The organism is Streptomyces sp. NPDC047315 (assembly GCF_040643215.1).
In the GTDB taxonomy this organism is placed as follows: domain Bacteria; phylum Actinomycetota; class Actinomycetes; order Streptomycetales; family Streptomycetaceae; genus Streptomyces.
Genome location: NZ_JBEYTZ010000060.1, coordinates 15,076 through 29,739, shown reverse-complemented (window position 1 = coordinate 29,739; position 14,664 = coordinate 15,076). Strand labels below are relative to the sequence as shown.

Sequence of the window (14,664 nt, the reverse complement as noted above, 5' to 3'; positions counted from 1 at the left end):
CACGCCCCACATAACCCCGAGCCAAACCCAACCCACCCACATACAACTCCCCCACCACACCAACCGGCACCAAACCCAACCCGCCATCCAACACAAACACCCGCAGGCCGGCCAGAGGACCGCCGATCGGGCTGGTCGCGGTCCCGGCCGTCTCGGGCTCCAGGCCGAGGTGGGTGACGTGCACGGTCGTCTCGGTGATGCCGTACATGTTGATCAAGGCCGGCTCGTCGGGCGAGTGACGCCCGTACCATTCCTTGAGCCGGGTCGGGTCGAGCGCCTCGCCGCCGAAAATCACCGTGCGGAGCGATAAGCGGCTGCCGGGGGCCTCGCGGTCCGCCTCGATCAGCTGGTAGAACGCGGACGGCGTCTGGTTGAGCACGGTCACTTCTTCGTCGACAAGCAGCTGCAAGAACTTCTCCGGCGCCCTGCTGGTCTCGAAGGGGACGACGACGACTCGACCGCCCGACGACAGCGCCCCCCACAGCTCCCACACGGAGAAGTCGAAGGCCGTGGAGTGGAACATCGTCCACACGTCGTCGCTGCCGAATCGGAACAACGGTCGAGTGGAGTTCAGCAGTCCGACCACACTGCGATGGGAGACCAGCACGCCTTTGGGAACGCCCGTGGACCCGGACGTGTAGATGACGTACGCGGAGTTCGACGCCGACAACGATGCCGCGGGATCGGTGGTGGGCTGCCGGGCCGTGGCCGTGGTGACCGCTGCGGAATCCAGCACCACGACACGGGCCCGCCCGGCTGGCGGGACGCAGTCCGCGGTCTCGTCAGTGACGAGGACGAGCAGCGGATCGGCGTCCTCGATCACGAAGCCGATCCGGTCGCGTGGATAGGCCGGGTCGATCGGCACGTACGCACCGCCGGCCTTCACCACGGCCACGATCGCGATCACGAGGTCGAACGAGCGGGGCAGCGCAAGCCCGACCCGGGTCTCCGGCCCGACGCCCTGCCGGCCCAACCAGTGCGCCAGCCCGTTCGCCCGCTCGTTCAGCTCCCGATACGTCAGCGCGGCGTCCCCGACCACCACCGCGACGGCGTCCGGGTGCCGTGCGACCCGGCCTTGGAACGACTCCACCAGCGTGGCTTCCGATGCCTGCGCGGGGACGCTGGGCCTCCCCCAGTCCAGCAACCGGCGGCGTTCGTCGTCGCTCACCAGGTCGAGCCGCCCGACTCGCGCGTCCGGTGCGGCACCGTCGACCAGGAAGTCGAGCAGGCGCAGGAAGGTCGCGAGATGCCTGGCGAGGGCGTCCTCGCCGTACAGGCCCGGATGGGCGTCGAAGCTGACCGTCGTACCGGATCCGTCAGACCGGTCCGAAAGGAGGATCGCCAGGTCGTCGACGAAACCAGTGGCCAGGTTGCTCCCGGTGACCTTGCCGCCGGCGAAGTCGAAGTCGTACGGGAACGACAGGAAGTTGACGTACGGGCCCAGGAGGCCGTGGCGCTTGCCGACCGGGTCGAGGTCGCGCACGACGTCCTCGCCGCGGTAACGCTGGTGGCGCGCGGCGTCCCGGATCTCGGCCGCCGTCGTCGTCAGCAGATCCCGGACGGTCATCTCCGGCCGGACCTCGATCCGCAGCGGGACGAGGTTGGAGAACGTGCCCGGGGCGGTTCTCAGGCCGGGGTCGGTGCGCGCCGTCACCGGGAGCGTCAGCACGACGTCCTCGGCACCGGTCATCCGGTGCAGGAACAAGGCCACTGCCGAGATCATCAACGACGAGTACCGAACGCCGACCTGGTCAGCCACGGCACGCAGGCGGTCGGCGTACGCGGGCGGCAGGGCGGCCGACCGGCGCACCGGCCTCGCCGGCGTTCCGGTGGGTTCTGCCGCGAGGCGGGCGGGGGCGGGCCTGTCGCCGAAGCGCCGGGCCCAGTAGCCCCGGTCGACCTGGAAGTCCGCCGAGGCGCGGTAGGCGGTGTCCGACCGCACGAGCAGGTCCGAGGAACCGAAGCCGCTGGGGCCGGGCTCCGTGCCGGAGACCACGGCCGAATAGAGCTCGGCCACGCGCCGTGCGAACAGCGCCCAGCTGAACGCGTCCATCACGATGTGGTGGTAGGTCTGACACCAGATGTACCGATCGGACGCGATCTTGAACAGGGCGTAGGAGAACAGGTGATCGCGTGCGAGGTCCATCGGTCTGGCCAGGTCCGCCCGCATCCACTCCTCGGCCGCTGCGACCGGGTCGGGCGCGTCGCTGACGTCCAGCACGGGGAGGGGCCATTCGCCGTTCGTCCGGGCGTACTGCCGCAGTTCGCCGTTCTCCTCGACGAACCGGCGGTGCAGCGCATCGGCTTCCGCCACGGCCTGGCGCAGTGCGGACTCGAAGTGGACCTCATCGACCCAGCCGCCGATTTCAAGGTATTCGCCAACACGATAGGCAGGGCTTTTCGGATTCCGTTGCTGGGCGAGCCAGATCTCGCGCTGAGCAGACGAAACCGAAACAGCATCCGGGCACACCATAAAAGACACCCCAGGCTCCCGACGCGGACATGCGAGGACTGAGCGCGTAATGTCAAAAATTCGTTGCAGGGAACTCGCCACTACAGCGGAGTGAAACCGTGGATCGCACGGCGTGAATTGGAATGACAGGGAAACGGCTCTCCCGCGTGTGCGGGAAAGATGAGAATCAGCGCAGCCGTTCGGCCACCTGCTCCAGGCCGTTCTTGATCATCTGCCCGTACTCGTCGTCGCCGAGCGCACCGATCGTCGCCTGTGCACGCTCAAGGTGCTCACGAGCGCTGTCCAGATCGCCGAGTTTGCGGTAGCACTCGCTCAGGTTCAGGTGCAGTGAGGGGTACAGTCCGGCCGCCGACACCGTCACCCCGGCCTCTTCGATGCGCGCCTCGGTGATCAGGTCGGCTGCCGCCAACGCCCGCTGGTCCCAGAGCAGTTCCTCGTGCACGTCGTCCTGCGCATCGGCCATCGCGTGCGCGAGCGTGCAACGCTGCAGCGGGTCCCCCTCCTCGCCGCCGATCTCTTCCCAGATCTCTTCGAACTGAAGGCGAGCGGCCTCCCGCTCACCCTGGTGGGTGAGCTGCACGGCCTGCCCGATGCGAATGATCGTGAGGTCCGTGATCATCTTGTGGTTCCTTCCCGGCACCGTCTCGCGACGGGCCGTATAGCCGCTCCTGGGATCGAACAACGGTGACACCGAGCCTACAGTGAATCCCGATGCCGGCGTGGGCGGTTACCCCGTCCCGTCGTGCAGCCGGACCGACACCTCGATGATCCGGCTGGATCCGGGCCGCATCTCCCGCTCAACCCCCGGTCCGGCCAGCGTCAGGTGCGGGAACCGGGTGAACAGCGTGCGCAGCGCGATCCCGAGTTCGTCCCCGACCAGCGCGGCACCCAGGCAGTAGTGGGCGCCCTGCCCGAAGGTCAGATGGCGCTCCACGGGCCCGGTCTCCCGACGCAGGTCCAGTTCGCCGGCGCGGTCGAACTCACGGGGGTCGGTGTTCGCGGAGAGCAAGCCGGGCATCACCGGACTTCCGGCTCTCAGCACCGTCCCGCCCAACTCGACGTCGGTGGTGGGGTAGCGAACCTGACCGAAGACCGGCCCCCGCATGCGCATGAGCTCCTGCACGGCCGTGGGCCAGCCTTCGGGATGCTCGGTCAACCGGGCGAGCTGGTCCGGGTGCTCCAGCAGCGCTTGCACCGAGCTGGCGAGCAGTTGTGCGGTGGTGTCGTGCCCGGCTATCACCAACGCGATGACCATGGTGACCATCTCGCGGTCGGAGAGCCGGTCGCCGTCGTCCTCCTGGGCCTGGATCAACCCCGTGACCATGTCATCGGCGGGGTCGGCGCGCCGGCGGGCGATCAGCTCGTGCACGGACTCGACGACCTCGCGCAGCGCCGTGGAGAGCCCGTCCGGATTCATCGACGACAGCGTCCGGCCCCACTGTTGCCACCGCGGCCTGTCTTCGACGTCGATTCCGACCAGCTCGCAGATAACGGTGATCGGCAACGGGTAACAGAGGCCCTCGACGAGATCGACCGGCGCCGCCTCGGAACCGGCTGCGGTCACCAACTCGTCCAGCAACTCCACGGTGATCTCTTCGATCCGGGGTCGCAGCTTCGCGACCCGGCGCGGCGTGAACGCCCGGGAGACCAACCTCCGCAGCCGTATGTGGTCGGCACCGTCGGTGCTCAGGATGTTCTGTGCCAGGTAGTCCACGAGGTCGTCGGGAACGTTCAGCGCGTTCATGATCGCGCCCCGCACGTCCTGGCCGTCGGGCACCGATGCCGGGTCGCTGCGGAAGCGTGGGTCCACGAGGACGGACCGGACGTCGGCATACCGGGTGACCAGGCACATCGACGGTCCACCCATGACGGACGCCGTGAGCACAGGGGCACGCTCACGCAGTCGGCCGTACCCACCGTGGGGGTCGACCGCCAGCTCCTCCGAGAGGAGGTCGACCGGTTCGGTGGCGGTCCCTAAGTCGTCTGTGGTCAAAGCTCTCTCCCCGTAATGTCCGGTGGCTGGTCGATGCCAGCCCGGGATCAACGGATTGTCCGGCTGCGCCATTCCTATTCGATGTACGCGCACTGCGGGCGGAAAATGCGCCCCTCTGCGTGTGACGGAGTCAATGTCGACGCCGGTGGCGTCGGTCGGGTACGGCGCAGAATGCAAACGATGTGCTCGCGCAACGCTCTGTGCGATCCGGGTCCGTGGCGCATGTCGTGTCCGTGGCCAGCACTCGCTCGAAGCTCACGAACCTTCGACACTGGAGTGTGGCTCAGTCGGGACCAAGTCATGCGATGTGCAAACTTGTTGCAGAGCGAAGGTAATCCCGCCCCGGCATCGCTGTCGAGGCGTCATCCAGAAAAATGCCGCTCCCGCTCGAGTACGACTGCCACGGCCACCAAGTATGTGTTCGGCTCAACGAACCACCGCCGACGAACATCCCGTACTCGCCGAACTGCGCTTACCAGCCCGGGGCTCACCCGGCAGCCAGCCCGACCGAGGTCCGGGTAGGGGCCGCAATCGAGGAGCGAGGATCCTGACGAACGCGCCGTGATAAAGCACCCGTGATACGTGATACCGCACTCCTCATGGTCGGCCGAAGCCGACGAGTGGTTCTCCGGCACCCTCAAAACCGTTCAGGCCGGTATCGCGCCGGCTGGCGCGATACCGCGTGGTCCCCGCGCTCAAACGCCTCCCGGTGCGCACGAGGCCTAACCCTGAACCTCGGACCTCCTCCACGCCCCTCTCCTCAGCCGGCGTAACCCCTCCTGATCCGGTTCAGGTGATGAGTCACCACCGTCAGTTCATGGCGGTAGTGCTCCCTGGGCAGGGACAGGAGGAGTTGGTGAAGGTCAGTGAGTTCGTTCGTCGCCGCGCCGTGGTCACCCAGGGTGACCAGGAGGGTTCCGGTGTGCAGCCGAGCCTCCAGCAGCAGAGGGTCGCTGGACGGGCGTACGGAGGCCAGTTCGTCTACCAGGTCGCGGAACTGCTCCAGCGCCTCGTGGAGGTGCCCGAGTCCCATGCGGCACTGCGCGGCGCGGGCCCGGCACTGTGCCGCCTGATCGGCTTGCTGGGGGTCGGCGCCGGCGAACTCCACTGCCAGGGCCGTGTAGGCGGGAAGTGCTCGGCCGAGGTCTCCGTCGTCGAAGAGGTCCTGAGCGCGGCCGAAGCGCTCGGGAATCGGCGCGGGCCCGGAGCCGTGGCCAGGTGACTGTACGAGGGTGGCGGGAGCGGGCTCCGCGCCCGGTCGGAGGGTCAGTAAGCGGTCCTGGACGGCCCGTGCGGAGGGGGGCCGTTCGTCCTGCCGCTTGGCCAGCGCCTGGGTGACGACGGCTTCCAGCGCTGGGTGAACGTCGGGGCGCAACATCGCCAGCGGGACCGGAGGGTCGTGCAGGACCGCGTTCAGTTCGTCGATGAAGGGCGGCTCTCCGGTGAGGAGCTCGTAGAGGATGCAGCCCATCGCGTAGAGGTCGGTCTGCGGGACGATGAGCCCGGACTGTACGAGCTGTTCGGGGGCCAGGTAGCCGACGGTGCCGAGCACCTGACCGTGGCGCGTCAGCCGCTGACGGGTTCGGGCCGCGCCCTTGAACGTCGCCGCGACACCGAAGTCGATCACGGTGATCCGACCGGTGGGCGACACCATGATGTTCGCCGGCTTGAGGTCCCGGTGGATCACCGGGAGGGCGTGGGTGTGCGCGAGGATGTCACAGAGCTGCAGGGCGATGTCGACCACTTGCGCCTCCGTGAGCCGCAGCCCGTTCCGCAGCATGCATTCGAGGGTGTCGCCGAGGACGTGCTCCATGACCATGTAGACGTCCTTCACCTCATTCCCGAGATGCGCGTCGTAGAGCACCGGGAGGCCGGGGTGGCGAAAGCCCGCGACGATCCGAGCCTCCCGGCGGAAGCGTTCGACCAGTTCGTCGGCGGCCGTCCGGTCGCCGGTGATGGGGACATGGTGTGGATGGATGCGCTTGACGGCGACGGGGCGGCGCAGCTCCCGGTCGTACGCCTGCCAGACCTGTCCCATGGCCCCGGTGCCGAGTCGCGTGCGCAGTTCGTAGCGATCGTCGAGGACCACCAGGGCTCCGATGTCACGATCCACGGACGTCATCGCCCGATCCGGCCGCGCCGTCGGCCCGGAGTTCTTCTGCGAGTTCGGCGAGCGTGCCTTCCCCGGGCAGGACCCAACTCCGGGGCCCTTGGACCGCCACCGGCGCCTCGGCCCACGCGGCCTCGTGCCAGATCCGCGTCACCAAGCCGCTCGGGGAGTAGCGCGCGCCGTCCGCGGCCCAGGTCAGGGGTGCACTCGCGTCATTGACCCAGGTGGCGATGTAGCGGCGCGGATCCTCGCTGAGCCATTCGCCGAGCGCTTGTTCCTCCGAGGGCGTGGTGGTGCGGAAGACGAGTCGCGCGCCGTCGTCGATCCGCCTGTGGGCGACGAGCCGGGACACGCTGCTCGGACGTCGTCGTCGGGACGGGCGCGAGCGGTGGTCCCGTGAGGTGGGTACCGGTGAGGTGGGAACGCCCTCCGCGGCGAGGCTGTCCAGCACCGCCGCGGCGATCTGCCGACATCTGCTCGCATCGCTGAAGACCGTGGAGAGCAGGGGGCGCCCACCGTAGAGGTCGTCCAGCAGTGTCGTCAGCAGGGAGACGATCGCGCCGATCTGCCCCACGACCGCGTTCGCCCTGCTCTGCCAGGCGTCTCCCGGCTCGTCGATGTCGTCGTCGCCGACCAGCCGAAAGGCGACGTGGCTGAGGAGGAGCGCCCCGGGGTCGATCAGGGCCCGGTCGCGACCGGAGAGGGTGTCGGAGGCGGCGTGCAGCGCCTCTCGGATCGCACGGGTCAACTGGACCGAACGCCAGATCTGGAGTGCGGTGGGGCGGCCACCGAAGAGCTTGGTGTACGCGCCGTCCGGTCCGGAACGCCAGAGGTGTTCGTGGTCCGCCCGTACGCTCGCGACGACGCCTGCGTCCCGGTGGGCGCAGGCGAGGGCGAGCGCAGCTTCGACGATCGAGCAGCCGGTGGCCGGCGACGGGTCGAGTTCGCCGCGCTTGTAGACGTACGACTTCCCCAGGGTGTGGGCGAAGTCCTCTCGGATCAGGGCCTGTTCCGGGGCGAGGGCGACGAAGTCCCGTGCCTCGACGTGGTTCTGCGTGTTGGTGGCCTTCGCGATGCTTCGTGCGAGCCCGTCCGGACCGTCCTTGACGCACATGACCCGGAGCATGACGTATGCCTGCGCGGTGGCGTCCGGTGCTTGCCGGAAGGCGTGGTACGCCGACGTGGCGGTCTGTGCGCCGTTGACGATCTGGGCGTTGGTCAGTTTCAGCCGCGCCGGCTCGCCGGCCCTCCGGCGGGCGAAGTAGTCGAACTGGACTGCGTCGCAGACGACGGTGACGCCGTTGTTGAAGTACAGGAAGTGGTCGGGGTCGCCGATCAGGCTGCCCACCAACTCCTGGTTCACCTTGGTCATGCCCAGGTATCGGCGCAGGTTGCCCTCGTACAACCGCTCGCCGTGCTGCTCGTACCAACCGGCCAGTTCGTCCGCCGCGATCAGGCCCATGTAGGTCTCGTACGGGTGGTGCATGGCGCTCCAGCCGTCGACCATCGTCGCGGTCACGGAGGGCTGCTTCGGGGACGCGTCCTGGCGGACCGCGGCGTGGAAGTCGGCGAGCGCGAGGGAGCGGAAGTCCACGAGGTCGCCGAAAGCATTGAACTCGGCCACGGAACGCGTGAGGACGTTCTCGGCGGCCGGAGTCAGCCGTCCGTCGCCCGTCGCAGCATGGACCAGGTGGATGCGGCAATCGGGGGAAGCGAGCACGTCGCCGATCCTCGCCGCAAGGTGCTGGAACCTGGTGTTGAGTGCTTCGTAGCGCAGATCCGTCAATCGATGCAGGCCGAGAATCAGGCGGTGGACGTCGGCGGCGGAGATCTCCGGCGTTCCGCGGTCGCTCCACTTGGCCTGGATGAGCCACAGCTCAGGGGTGGCGATGGACGATGCGACGGCGTCGATGCCCATGTCTTCTGCGCCGTCGATGACGGCTGCGGCGGCCTCGTCCGGATCGCGGTCCGTGAGCATGGAGACGGCTTTGGCGGCTAGGGCGCGCGCGAGAAGGACACGCTCGCGCGAAGGGTCAGGCTTTGCGGGCGGGGAGTCCGTCCTGTCGATCAGGCGCGCGAACTCCCGGCTCAGGGCAGCACGGAGCTGCCGGACTGGTACGAGGCGCTCCTCGTCGTGCATCGCCGTCTCCTCTCCTGACGCGCGCCCCGGTCAGGGGGTCTCGCTGACGTACTCCACCGTGAGCGGGCTCGCCACGAGGCAGCGAGGTGCGCCGTCCTGCTCGGGGAGCACCGCCGTCACGCGGGCGTACCCGGTCATCGGTGCGGTGACGTCGATGCCCTCGCGGCCGGCGTCGAGGGCGCGCAGCAGGTCGCGGACGCCCGTGGCGCTCAGGGCGGGTGCCAGGGGTGACGCCGAGGCCGCGTCGGCGGACGGCGCTTCGGGATCGAAGTCCGGGGAGAGCGCCTCGACGACCCGTCCGGCCCGGGTGAGGAAGACGGAGCCGACGCTGTCGCCTCCGCCGATCTCGTTCAGCGCGGGGCCGTCGGTGAGCTGGGGTGCCCAGCCCAGCAGGTGGTGGGCGGAGCCGTGCAGCAGCAGGCGGCAGTCGGCGTCTCCGTCGCCCCCGGAGCCCGGCCCTGAGTCGACGAACAGCAGCAGGCTCTGGTGGGCCCCGCGGAGCGTGACGCAGCGCATGGGAGCCTCGAACTGAACCCACAGGCCGGGTCGGAGGTCCGGCTGCTCGTACCAGAGTGCCGACCCCTCCAGGTGCTTCTGCACTTGCTGCAGATGCCGCATCCGTCCCTGCTCGCCGTCGCTGGCCTGCGCGTCCACGTCGACTCCGACGCCGAACGGTGTGGACAGGCGCACCGCCCCGGCGCGGGGCCCACGGCGGGGCTCCGGCAGGAACTGCTGCAGCTTCCCCACGGACAGATAGATGACGTCGCGCAATCGGTCCCCCAGGTCCGGTCGTTCGGCCCTGCCGGTACGCGGGAGCCGCCGCCCCCACCATACGGGCCAAGAGGTGCCGGACCAGCCTGGATTCATCAGAAGGCGGTGGCTCGGGTGCCCCTGCGGAACCGTTGCTCCGGGTCCTGCGGCGCGCGAGGGTCGTGTCGTGCCTTCCCCTGAACTCGTCGTGGCCTCATTGACCGAACGGCGCCGTCGCGGTTGCATGCTGAGGGTCTTCCGGCAGGGCGCCGGAGGCGGAAACTGCCTGGGGGGAACATGAGCGGGAGCACGAACCGGGGCACCACCAGACGTGGGCGCATCGCCCTGATCGCCGCCGTCGTCTGCACGATCACAGCGTTATCGCCCGGCGCCGCATCGGCCGGTCCCACAGACGCGGGGGACGTCCGCCAGGCCGGTGTCGAGCGGGTCAGTGTCACGGCCGAGGGCACTCAGGCCAACGACGATTCCTCCGACGCGTCGATCACACCCGCCGGCCACCGCATCGTCTTCTCGTCGTTCGCGAACAACCTCACCCCGGGCGACGCGGGAAGGACCGAGGACGTGTTCGTCCGCGAGTTGGCAGCGGGGCAGAACAGGCAGTTCGGCGGGTACCCGCTGGCGCCGCCGATGCTCAGCAGCGACGGACAGGTCCTCGCCTTCCTGGGACCCAGGTTCAACAACATGGCCCTCTACCAACACCACCTGAGCGTGGGATGGTCGTCCGCCTACACCTGCTCGCTCTGGAGATGCGAGGCAGCCATGGGCTCGAACGACCGTCAGCAGGCATTCAGCGTCAGCTTCAGGCACCCGGAGACCAACCGGCGCATCGAGGTCCGCAGGCCGGACACCGGCGCCCTGCAGACCGTCGACGTCATCCACAACACCGCACCGGCCCGGCCCTCCATCAGCAGCGACGGCACCCGTCTCGCCTACCAGGACGGCGGGGAGCAGGACGTCTTCCTGTGGGACTGGGCCGACAACACCCCCGCCGGCCCGATCGAGGGTCCGGGCAAGGCCGCGGAACTCGTCCAGCTCAGTGACGACGGCAGCAAAATCGTCTACCGCTCGGGCCCCGACACCTACGTCCACGACGTCGCCTCCGGTACCGCCCTGCCGGTACCCGGCGTCAAGGGCGTGGCCATCGACCCCACCGGCCGCTACCTGCTGCACGCCCCGTCCGGCACGACCGGACCGGCACCGCTCACCCTGCGCGACCTGGAGACGGGCACCGACGAGACCGTCACCGACCGGCCCGCCTCAGCCGGCATCGACGCCGTCAGCACCGGCGGACGCCACGTCGTCTTCGAGTCCGCGGCCGAGGACATCGTGCCCGACGACACCAACGGCAAGACGGACATCTTCCTCCGCACCCTCCGATAGCCAGCCAGGGGAACGGCGCCGCCGCAGCCGCCCCGCCACACCTCGACCTGAGGTGTGGCGGGGCAGGTGTGGTCGAGCGCTTCCGCTCCCGTCAGCGGCACAGCGCCTTGTCCACGACCGCCCCCGCCCGCGCGGTCGTCGCGCCGTCCGGGATGGTGGTGAGGGTGACGTTCACCGCGCGGCCGTCCGCGGTGACACCGCCGTACGTGCTGAAGCCGGGGATGCCGCCGCCGTGGCCCCAGTATCGGCCGCCGCAGCTCAGCGGGATGCTCCGGACGCCCAGGCCGTAGTGGACACCGGACGGCGCCTCCTCAGGTTTGGTGGGGACCGTCTTGCGCATCTCGGCGAGCTGGGCCGGGGCGAGCAGGCGGCCGGAGAAGAGCGCGGCGTAGAAGCGGTTGAGGTCGCTGTTCGTGGAGACCATGGCGCCCGCCGCCCAGCCCCAGGAGGGGTCCATCGTGGTGTAGTCGGTCCAGGGGCCGTCGGCGGTGAGCTTCTGGTAGCCGTGCGGGTGCTTGCCCCGTACGGTCATGTCGCCGGGGGCCGGGAGGTAGGTGTGGCGCAGCCCGACGCGGTCGGTGATCCGCTTCTTGATCTCCTCGCCCACGGGGCGACCCGTCACCTTCTGTATCAGCAGCCCGGCGACGACGTAGTTGGTGTTGCTGTACGCCCACTTCGTTCCGGGTGCGAAGTCGGCCGGGCGGTCGAGGGCGCGGTCGACGAGTTCGCGGGGCTCGAAGTAGCGGTGCGGGTCGGCGAGGGCCGCCTGCTGGTCCAGGTACTCGGGGAGTCCGCTGGTGTGCTGGAGGAGCTGGCGGACCGTGATGTTCCGGCCGTCGATGCCGTCGCCGCGCAGCAGCCCCGGGAGGTATGTCTCGACCGGCTCGTCGAGGCCCACCTTGCCCTCGCCGACCAGCTGCAGCACGACCGTCGCGGTGAACGCCTTGGTGTTGCTGCCGATCCGGATCGAGCCGTCGCGTGGCACCTTGGCGCCGGTCGCCAGGTTGCCGACGCCTGAGGTGTAGTGCCGTACCTTGCCGTCGGCCTGCACGACCCCGGCCAGGGCGCCTGGCGCACCGCCGTCGCGGACCAGGGCGTCCAGCTCGCGCTGTACGGGGTCGGGGGTGCGGGCGGTGGTCGCCGCGGAGGCCGCGGGGGTGGTGACGAGGCCCGCGGTGAGGGCGGCGAGCGCGGTCAGCGTGGCCGCTCGGAAGGCGGCGCGGGGGGACACGGACATGAGTTGCTCCCTGTTCTCTGGCGGATTCTTCGGGTCGGACCTCGGCCTGAAGTCGGGTCGGCCTCGGCCGTTCGTCGGTCAGGTCTGGGCGAGCGGTGGATCAGCCGGTGGTCGTGCGGGATTCCGGACGGTGGTCGGCCGTGGTGCGTACGGGCGGGGCCGACTTCGTGTGCTTGCCGTGGCCGGTGCGCCCGCCCGGGCGCACCGGCCACCAGATGCGGCGGCCGAGCAGCGCCGCCGCCGCCGGGACGAGCACGATCGAGAGGACGAACGCGGACAGCAGGATCCCGAGCCCCGTGGCGAAGCCGATCTGCTGTGTGGAGGCGTTCGAGCCGACGGCGAGGCTGCCGAAGGACGCGGCGAGGACGACGCCCGCGGTGGCGATGGCCGGTGCTGTGTGGCGTACGGCGCGGGCGACTGCGGCACGGGCCGGGCGGGGGCCCTCCATCTCCTCGCGGATGCGGTCGCTGATCAGGATGTTGTAGTCGGTGCCGATGGCGATGACGAAGAGGAACAGCACGAGCGGCAGGACGAAGTCGACGCCGGGCCTGTCGAGGGCGTGCTGGAAGACGAGGGTGGCGGAGCCGAGCGTGGCGGCGAAGCACAGGCCCACCGACAGCATCAGGACGGCCGAGGCGAGCACACTGCGCAGCAGCACCAGCAGGATCAGGGCGATCAGGGCGGCGGCCACGGGGAAGACGGTCTTCAGGTCCTCGTCCACGGCGGTGGAGATGTCGGCGAAGATCGCCGCCGTGCCGCCGACATGGGCTTCGAGGCCCTTCGGGGTGTGGGCGGCAACGGTGTCCCGCACCGGCCCCGAGACCAGGTCGCGGGCGGCCTGCGTCTGGGAGTCAGGCGTCAGGTAGAGGTCGACGCGAGCAGCGTCGCGCTGCTTGTTGAGGACGGGCTCACCCACCTTGCCGACGCCCTCGACACGGGCCAGCTCGCCGGGTAGTGCGCCCAGGTCACCGGCGCTCAGGCGCTGTCCGTCGGAGGCCGTGACGTAGACGGTGGCGGGGTCCGAGACGCCGGCCGGGAGGGCGCGGGCCATCTCGGCGGCGGTCGCGGCGGCCTGGGTCTCGTGGTGGGTGCCCCCCTGTCCGAAGTCGATGCGGATGCCGGTCATGCCCACGGCGAGCGCGCCGAGCAGGACGGTACCGGCGAGGAGGGAGATCAGCGGCCTGCGGGCCAGGAGTTCACCGGTCTTCCCGGCGAGTCCGGGGCGAGGCGCGCGCTTCAGGGCGCGGGACGGCCAGAACATGCCACGGCCGGTGGCCGCGAGCAGGGCGGGCATCAGCGTGAGGCTGGCCAGGAGCATGACGAGTACGGACACGGCCACGGCGGGCCCGAGCACCCGGAACTGCCCGAAGGTCGCGATGCCCAGGGTGGCGAAGGCGGCCACGATGGTGAGAGCGGCGGAGGTGACGGCGGTGCCGACGCGGGCGCCGACCTCGGCGGCGACTTCGCGGGCGGACGCGTCGGGGCGTTCCCGCAGCAGCTCACGGAAGCGGAAGAGCAGGAACAGGAAGTAGTCGACCCCGATGCCGATGAGGACGACGCCGATCATGCTGGGCGTCGAGGTGTCCAGCTTGATGCCGGTGAGCAGGGCGCCGCCGACGATGACGCCGGTCGCCGCGCCGCCCACGACGACGACCGCGAGCAGCGGGATGAACGCGGCGGCAACGCTGCGGAACACCAGCACGTTGATCAGCACGATCAGGCCCAGCATCACCATGCCGACGACGCGCTGGGTGGGCTCCTCGGCGTCGCGGGTGTCGACCTGGTCGGCGAGGCCGCCGGTGAACCCGGTCCGCAGGTCCACCTCGGCGAAGGCGTCCACGGCCTGCTCGCGGAAGGCCCGGAACAGGTTGTGCATGCCGGTGTCGACGGCGTTGCCCTCAAGGCGTACGGACAGCAGCTCGAAGGTGCGGTCCGGGGCGGTCATGCCCACGCCGACCTCGGGGGTCTGCGAGTAGTCTTCGGCGAAGAACGGGATCTGGTCGTCCGCCTTCGTCGGTGTGTCCTGCGCGTCCGGCATCGTCACGCGGCGGCTGCCGAGCTCCTTCGCGACGGACGCGATGCGCTCCTGGTCGGCACCGGTCAGCGGCTTGCCGTCGGGCCTTTTGACCAGAATGGTGACCGTGCTGGCGTCGGACGTCACGCCGAACTTCTCCTCGGCGATCCGCAGTGCGGCGGCCGAGTCGTAGCTCTCCGGCAGGAAGTCGCCGCTCTGCGCCTGCGTCGCGCGGGGCATCAGCGCCGCGGCGACCAGGGCGAGGAAGATGCCGATCATCGACCACAGGGCGATGACCTTCCAGGGATGGCGGGTGGAGAACCCGGTCAGGGCGCGGATCACGGACTGCCTCCGGCAAAGGGGGTGAGTGCTTCGCCGGGGCTTCCGGCCTGCCTTCAGCACATCAGCGAGAACGCGCCGGATCGTCCGAGCCGGGAAGGAGATGGAGGTTGGGAGCACGGTGCCGCCGGGCCCCTCGACTAGGACCCCGCTCCCAGGCCGGGATGGTCCTCAAGCCCCACGACCTGCGCCGGAACCCGGAGAGAA

9 protein-coding genes are annotated in these 14,664 nt (G+C 69.8%); 1 reads left to right on the top strand and 8 read right to left on the bottom strand.

The window, feature by feature from the left end:
* From ABZ842_RS37245 to ABZ842_RS37220, 6 genes are all read right to left on the bottom strand, one after another.
* On the bottom strand, positions 1-2,473 hold a 2,473-nt coding region (locus tag ABZ842_RS37245; RefSeq protein ID WP_361547741.1), incomplete at its 3' end, for an amino acid adenylation domain-containing protein.
* Between the two features lie 166 nt (positions 2,474-2,639).
* Positions 2,640-3,092 (bottom strand): hypothetical protein, encoded by a 453-nt coding sequence (locus ABZ842_RS37240; RefSeq protein ID WP_361547738.1) that lies wholly within the window; start codon positions 3,090-3,092, stop codon positions 2,640-2,642.
* Positions 3,093-3,200: 108 nt separating this feature from the next.
* Positions 3,201-4,466, bottom strand: coding sequence for a cytochrome P450 (locus tag ABZ842_RS37235; RefSeq protein WP_361547735.1), 1,266 nt, complete (start codon positions 4,464-4,466; stop codon positions 3,201-3,203).
* A gap of 760 nt (positions 4,467-5,226) precedes the next feature.
* On the bottom strand, positions 5,227-6,588 hold the full coding sequence (locus ABZ842_RS37230; protein WP_361547732.1) for a serine/threonine-protein kinase: 1,362 nt from the start codon (positions 6,586-6,588) through the stop codon (positions 5,227-5,229).
* On the bottom strand, positions 6,569-8,554 hold the full coding sequence (locus ABZ842_RS37225) for an AIPR family protein (protein ID WP_361547729.1): 1,986 nt from the start codon (positions 8,552-8,554) through the stop codon (positions 6,569-6,571). Before ABZ842_RS37225 ends, ABZ842_RS37230 begins: the two co-directional genes overlap by 20 nt.
* 192 nt (positions 8,555-8,746) lie before the next feature.
* Positions 8,747-9,487 (bottom strand): SAVMC3_10250 family protein, encoded by a 741-nt coding sequence (locus ABZ842_RS37220; RefSeq protein WP_361547726.1) that lies wholly within the window; start codon positions 9,485-9,487, stop codon positions 8,747-8,749.
* A 276-nt stretch (positions 9,488-9,763) separates the two neighbouring features.
* Here ABZ842_RS37220 and ABZ842_RS37215 point away from each other — a divergent pair, with 276 nt between their 5' ends.
* The gene (locus ABZ842_RS37215; RefSeq protein ID WP_361547723.1) at positions 9,764-10,867 is read left to right on the top strand and encodes a hypothetical protein; all 1,104 of its coding nucleotides are present in this window, start codon (positions 9,764-9,766) and stop codon (positions 10,865-10,867) included.
* A 91-nt stretch (positions 10,868-10,958) separates the two neighbouring features.
* Here the strand turns inward: ABZ842_RS37215 and ABZ842_RS37210 are convergent, their stop codons facing one another.
* Both ABZ842_RS37210 and ABZ842_RS37205 read right to left on the bottom strand, forming a co-directional pair.
* Positions 10,959-12,104: a serine hydrolase domain-containing protein gene (locus tag ABZ842_RS37210; RefSeq protein ID WP_361547721.1), complete on the bottom strand. Its 1,146-nt coding sequence runs from the start codon at positions 12,102-12,104 to the stop codon at positions 10,959-10,961.
* Between the two features lie 100 nt (positions 12,105-12,204).
* On the bottom strand, positions 12,205-14,460 hold the full coding sequence (locus ABZ842_RS37205; protein ID WP_361547718.1) for an MMPL family transporter: 2,256 nt from the start codon (positions 14,458-14,460) through the stop codon (positions 12,205-12,207).
* Between the last annotated feature and the right edge of the window lie 204 nt (positions 14,461-14,664).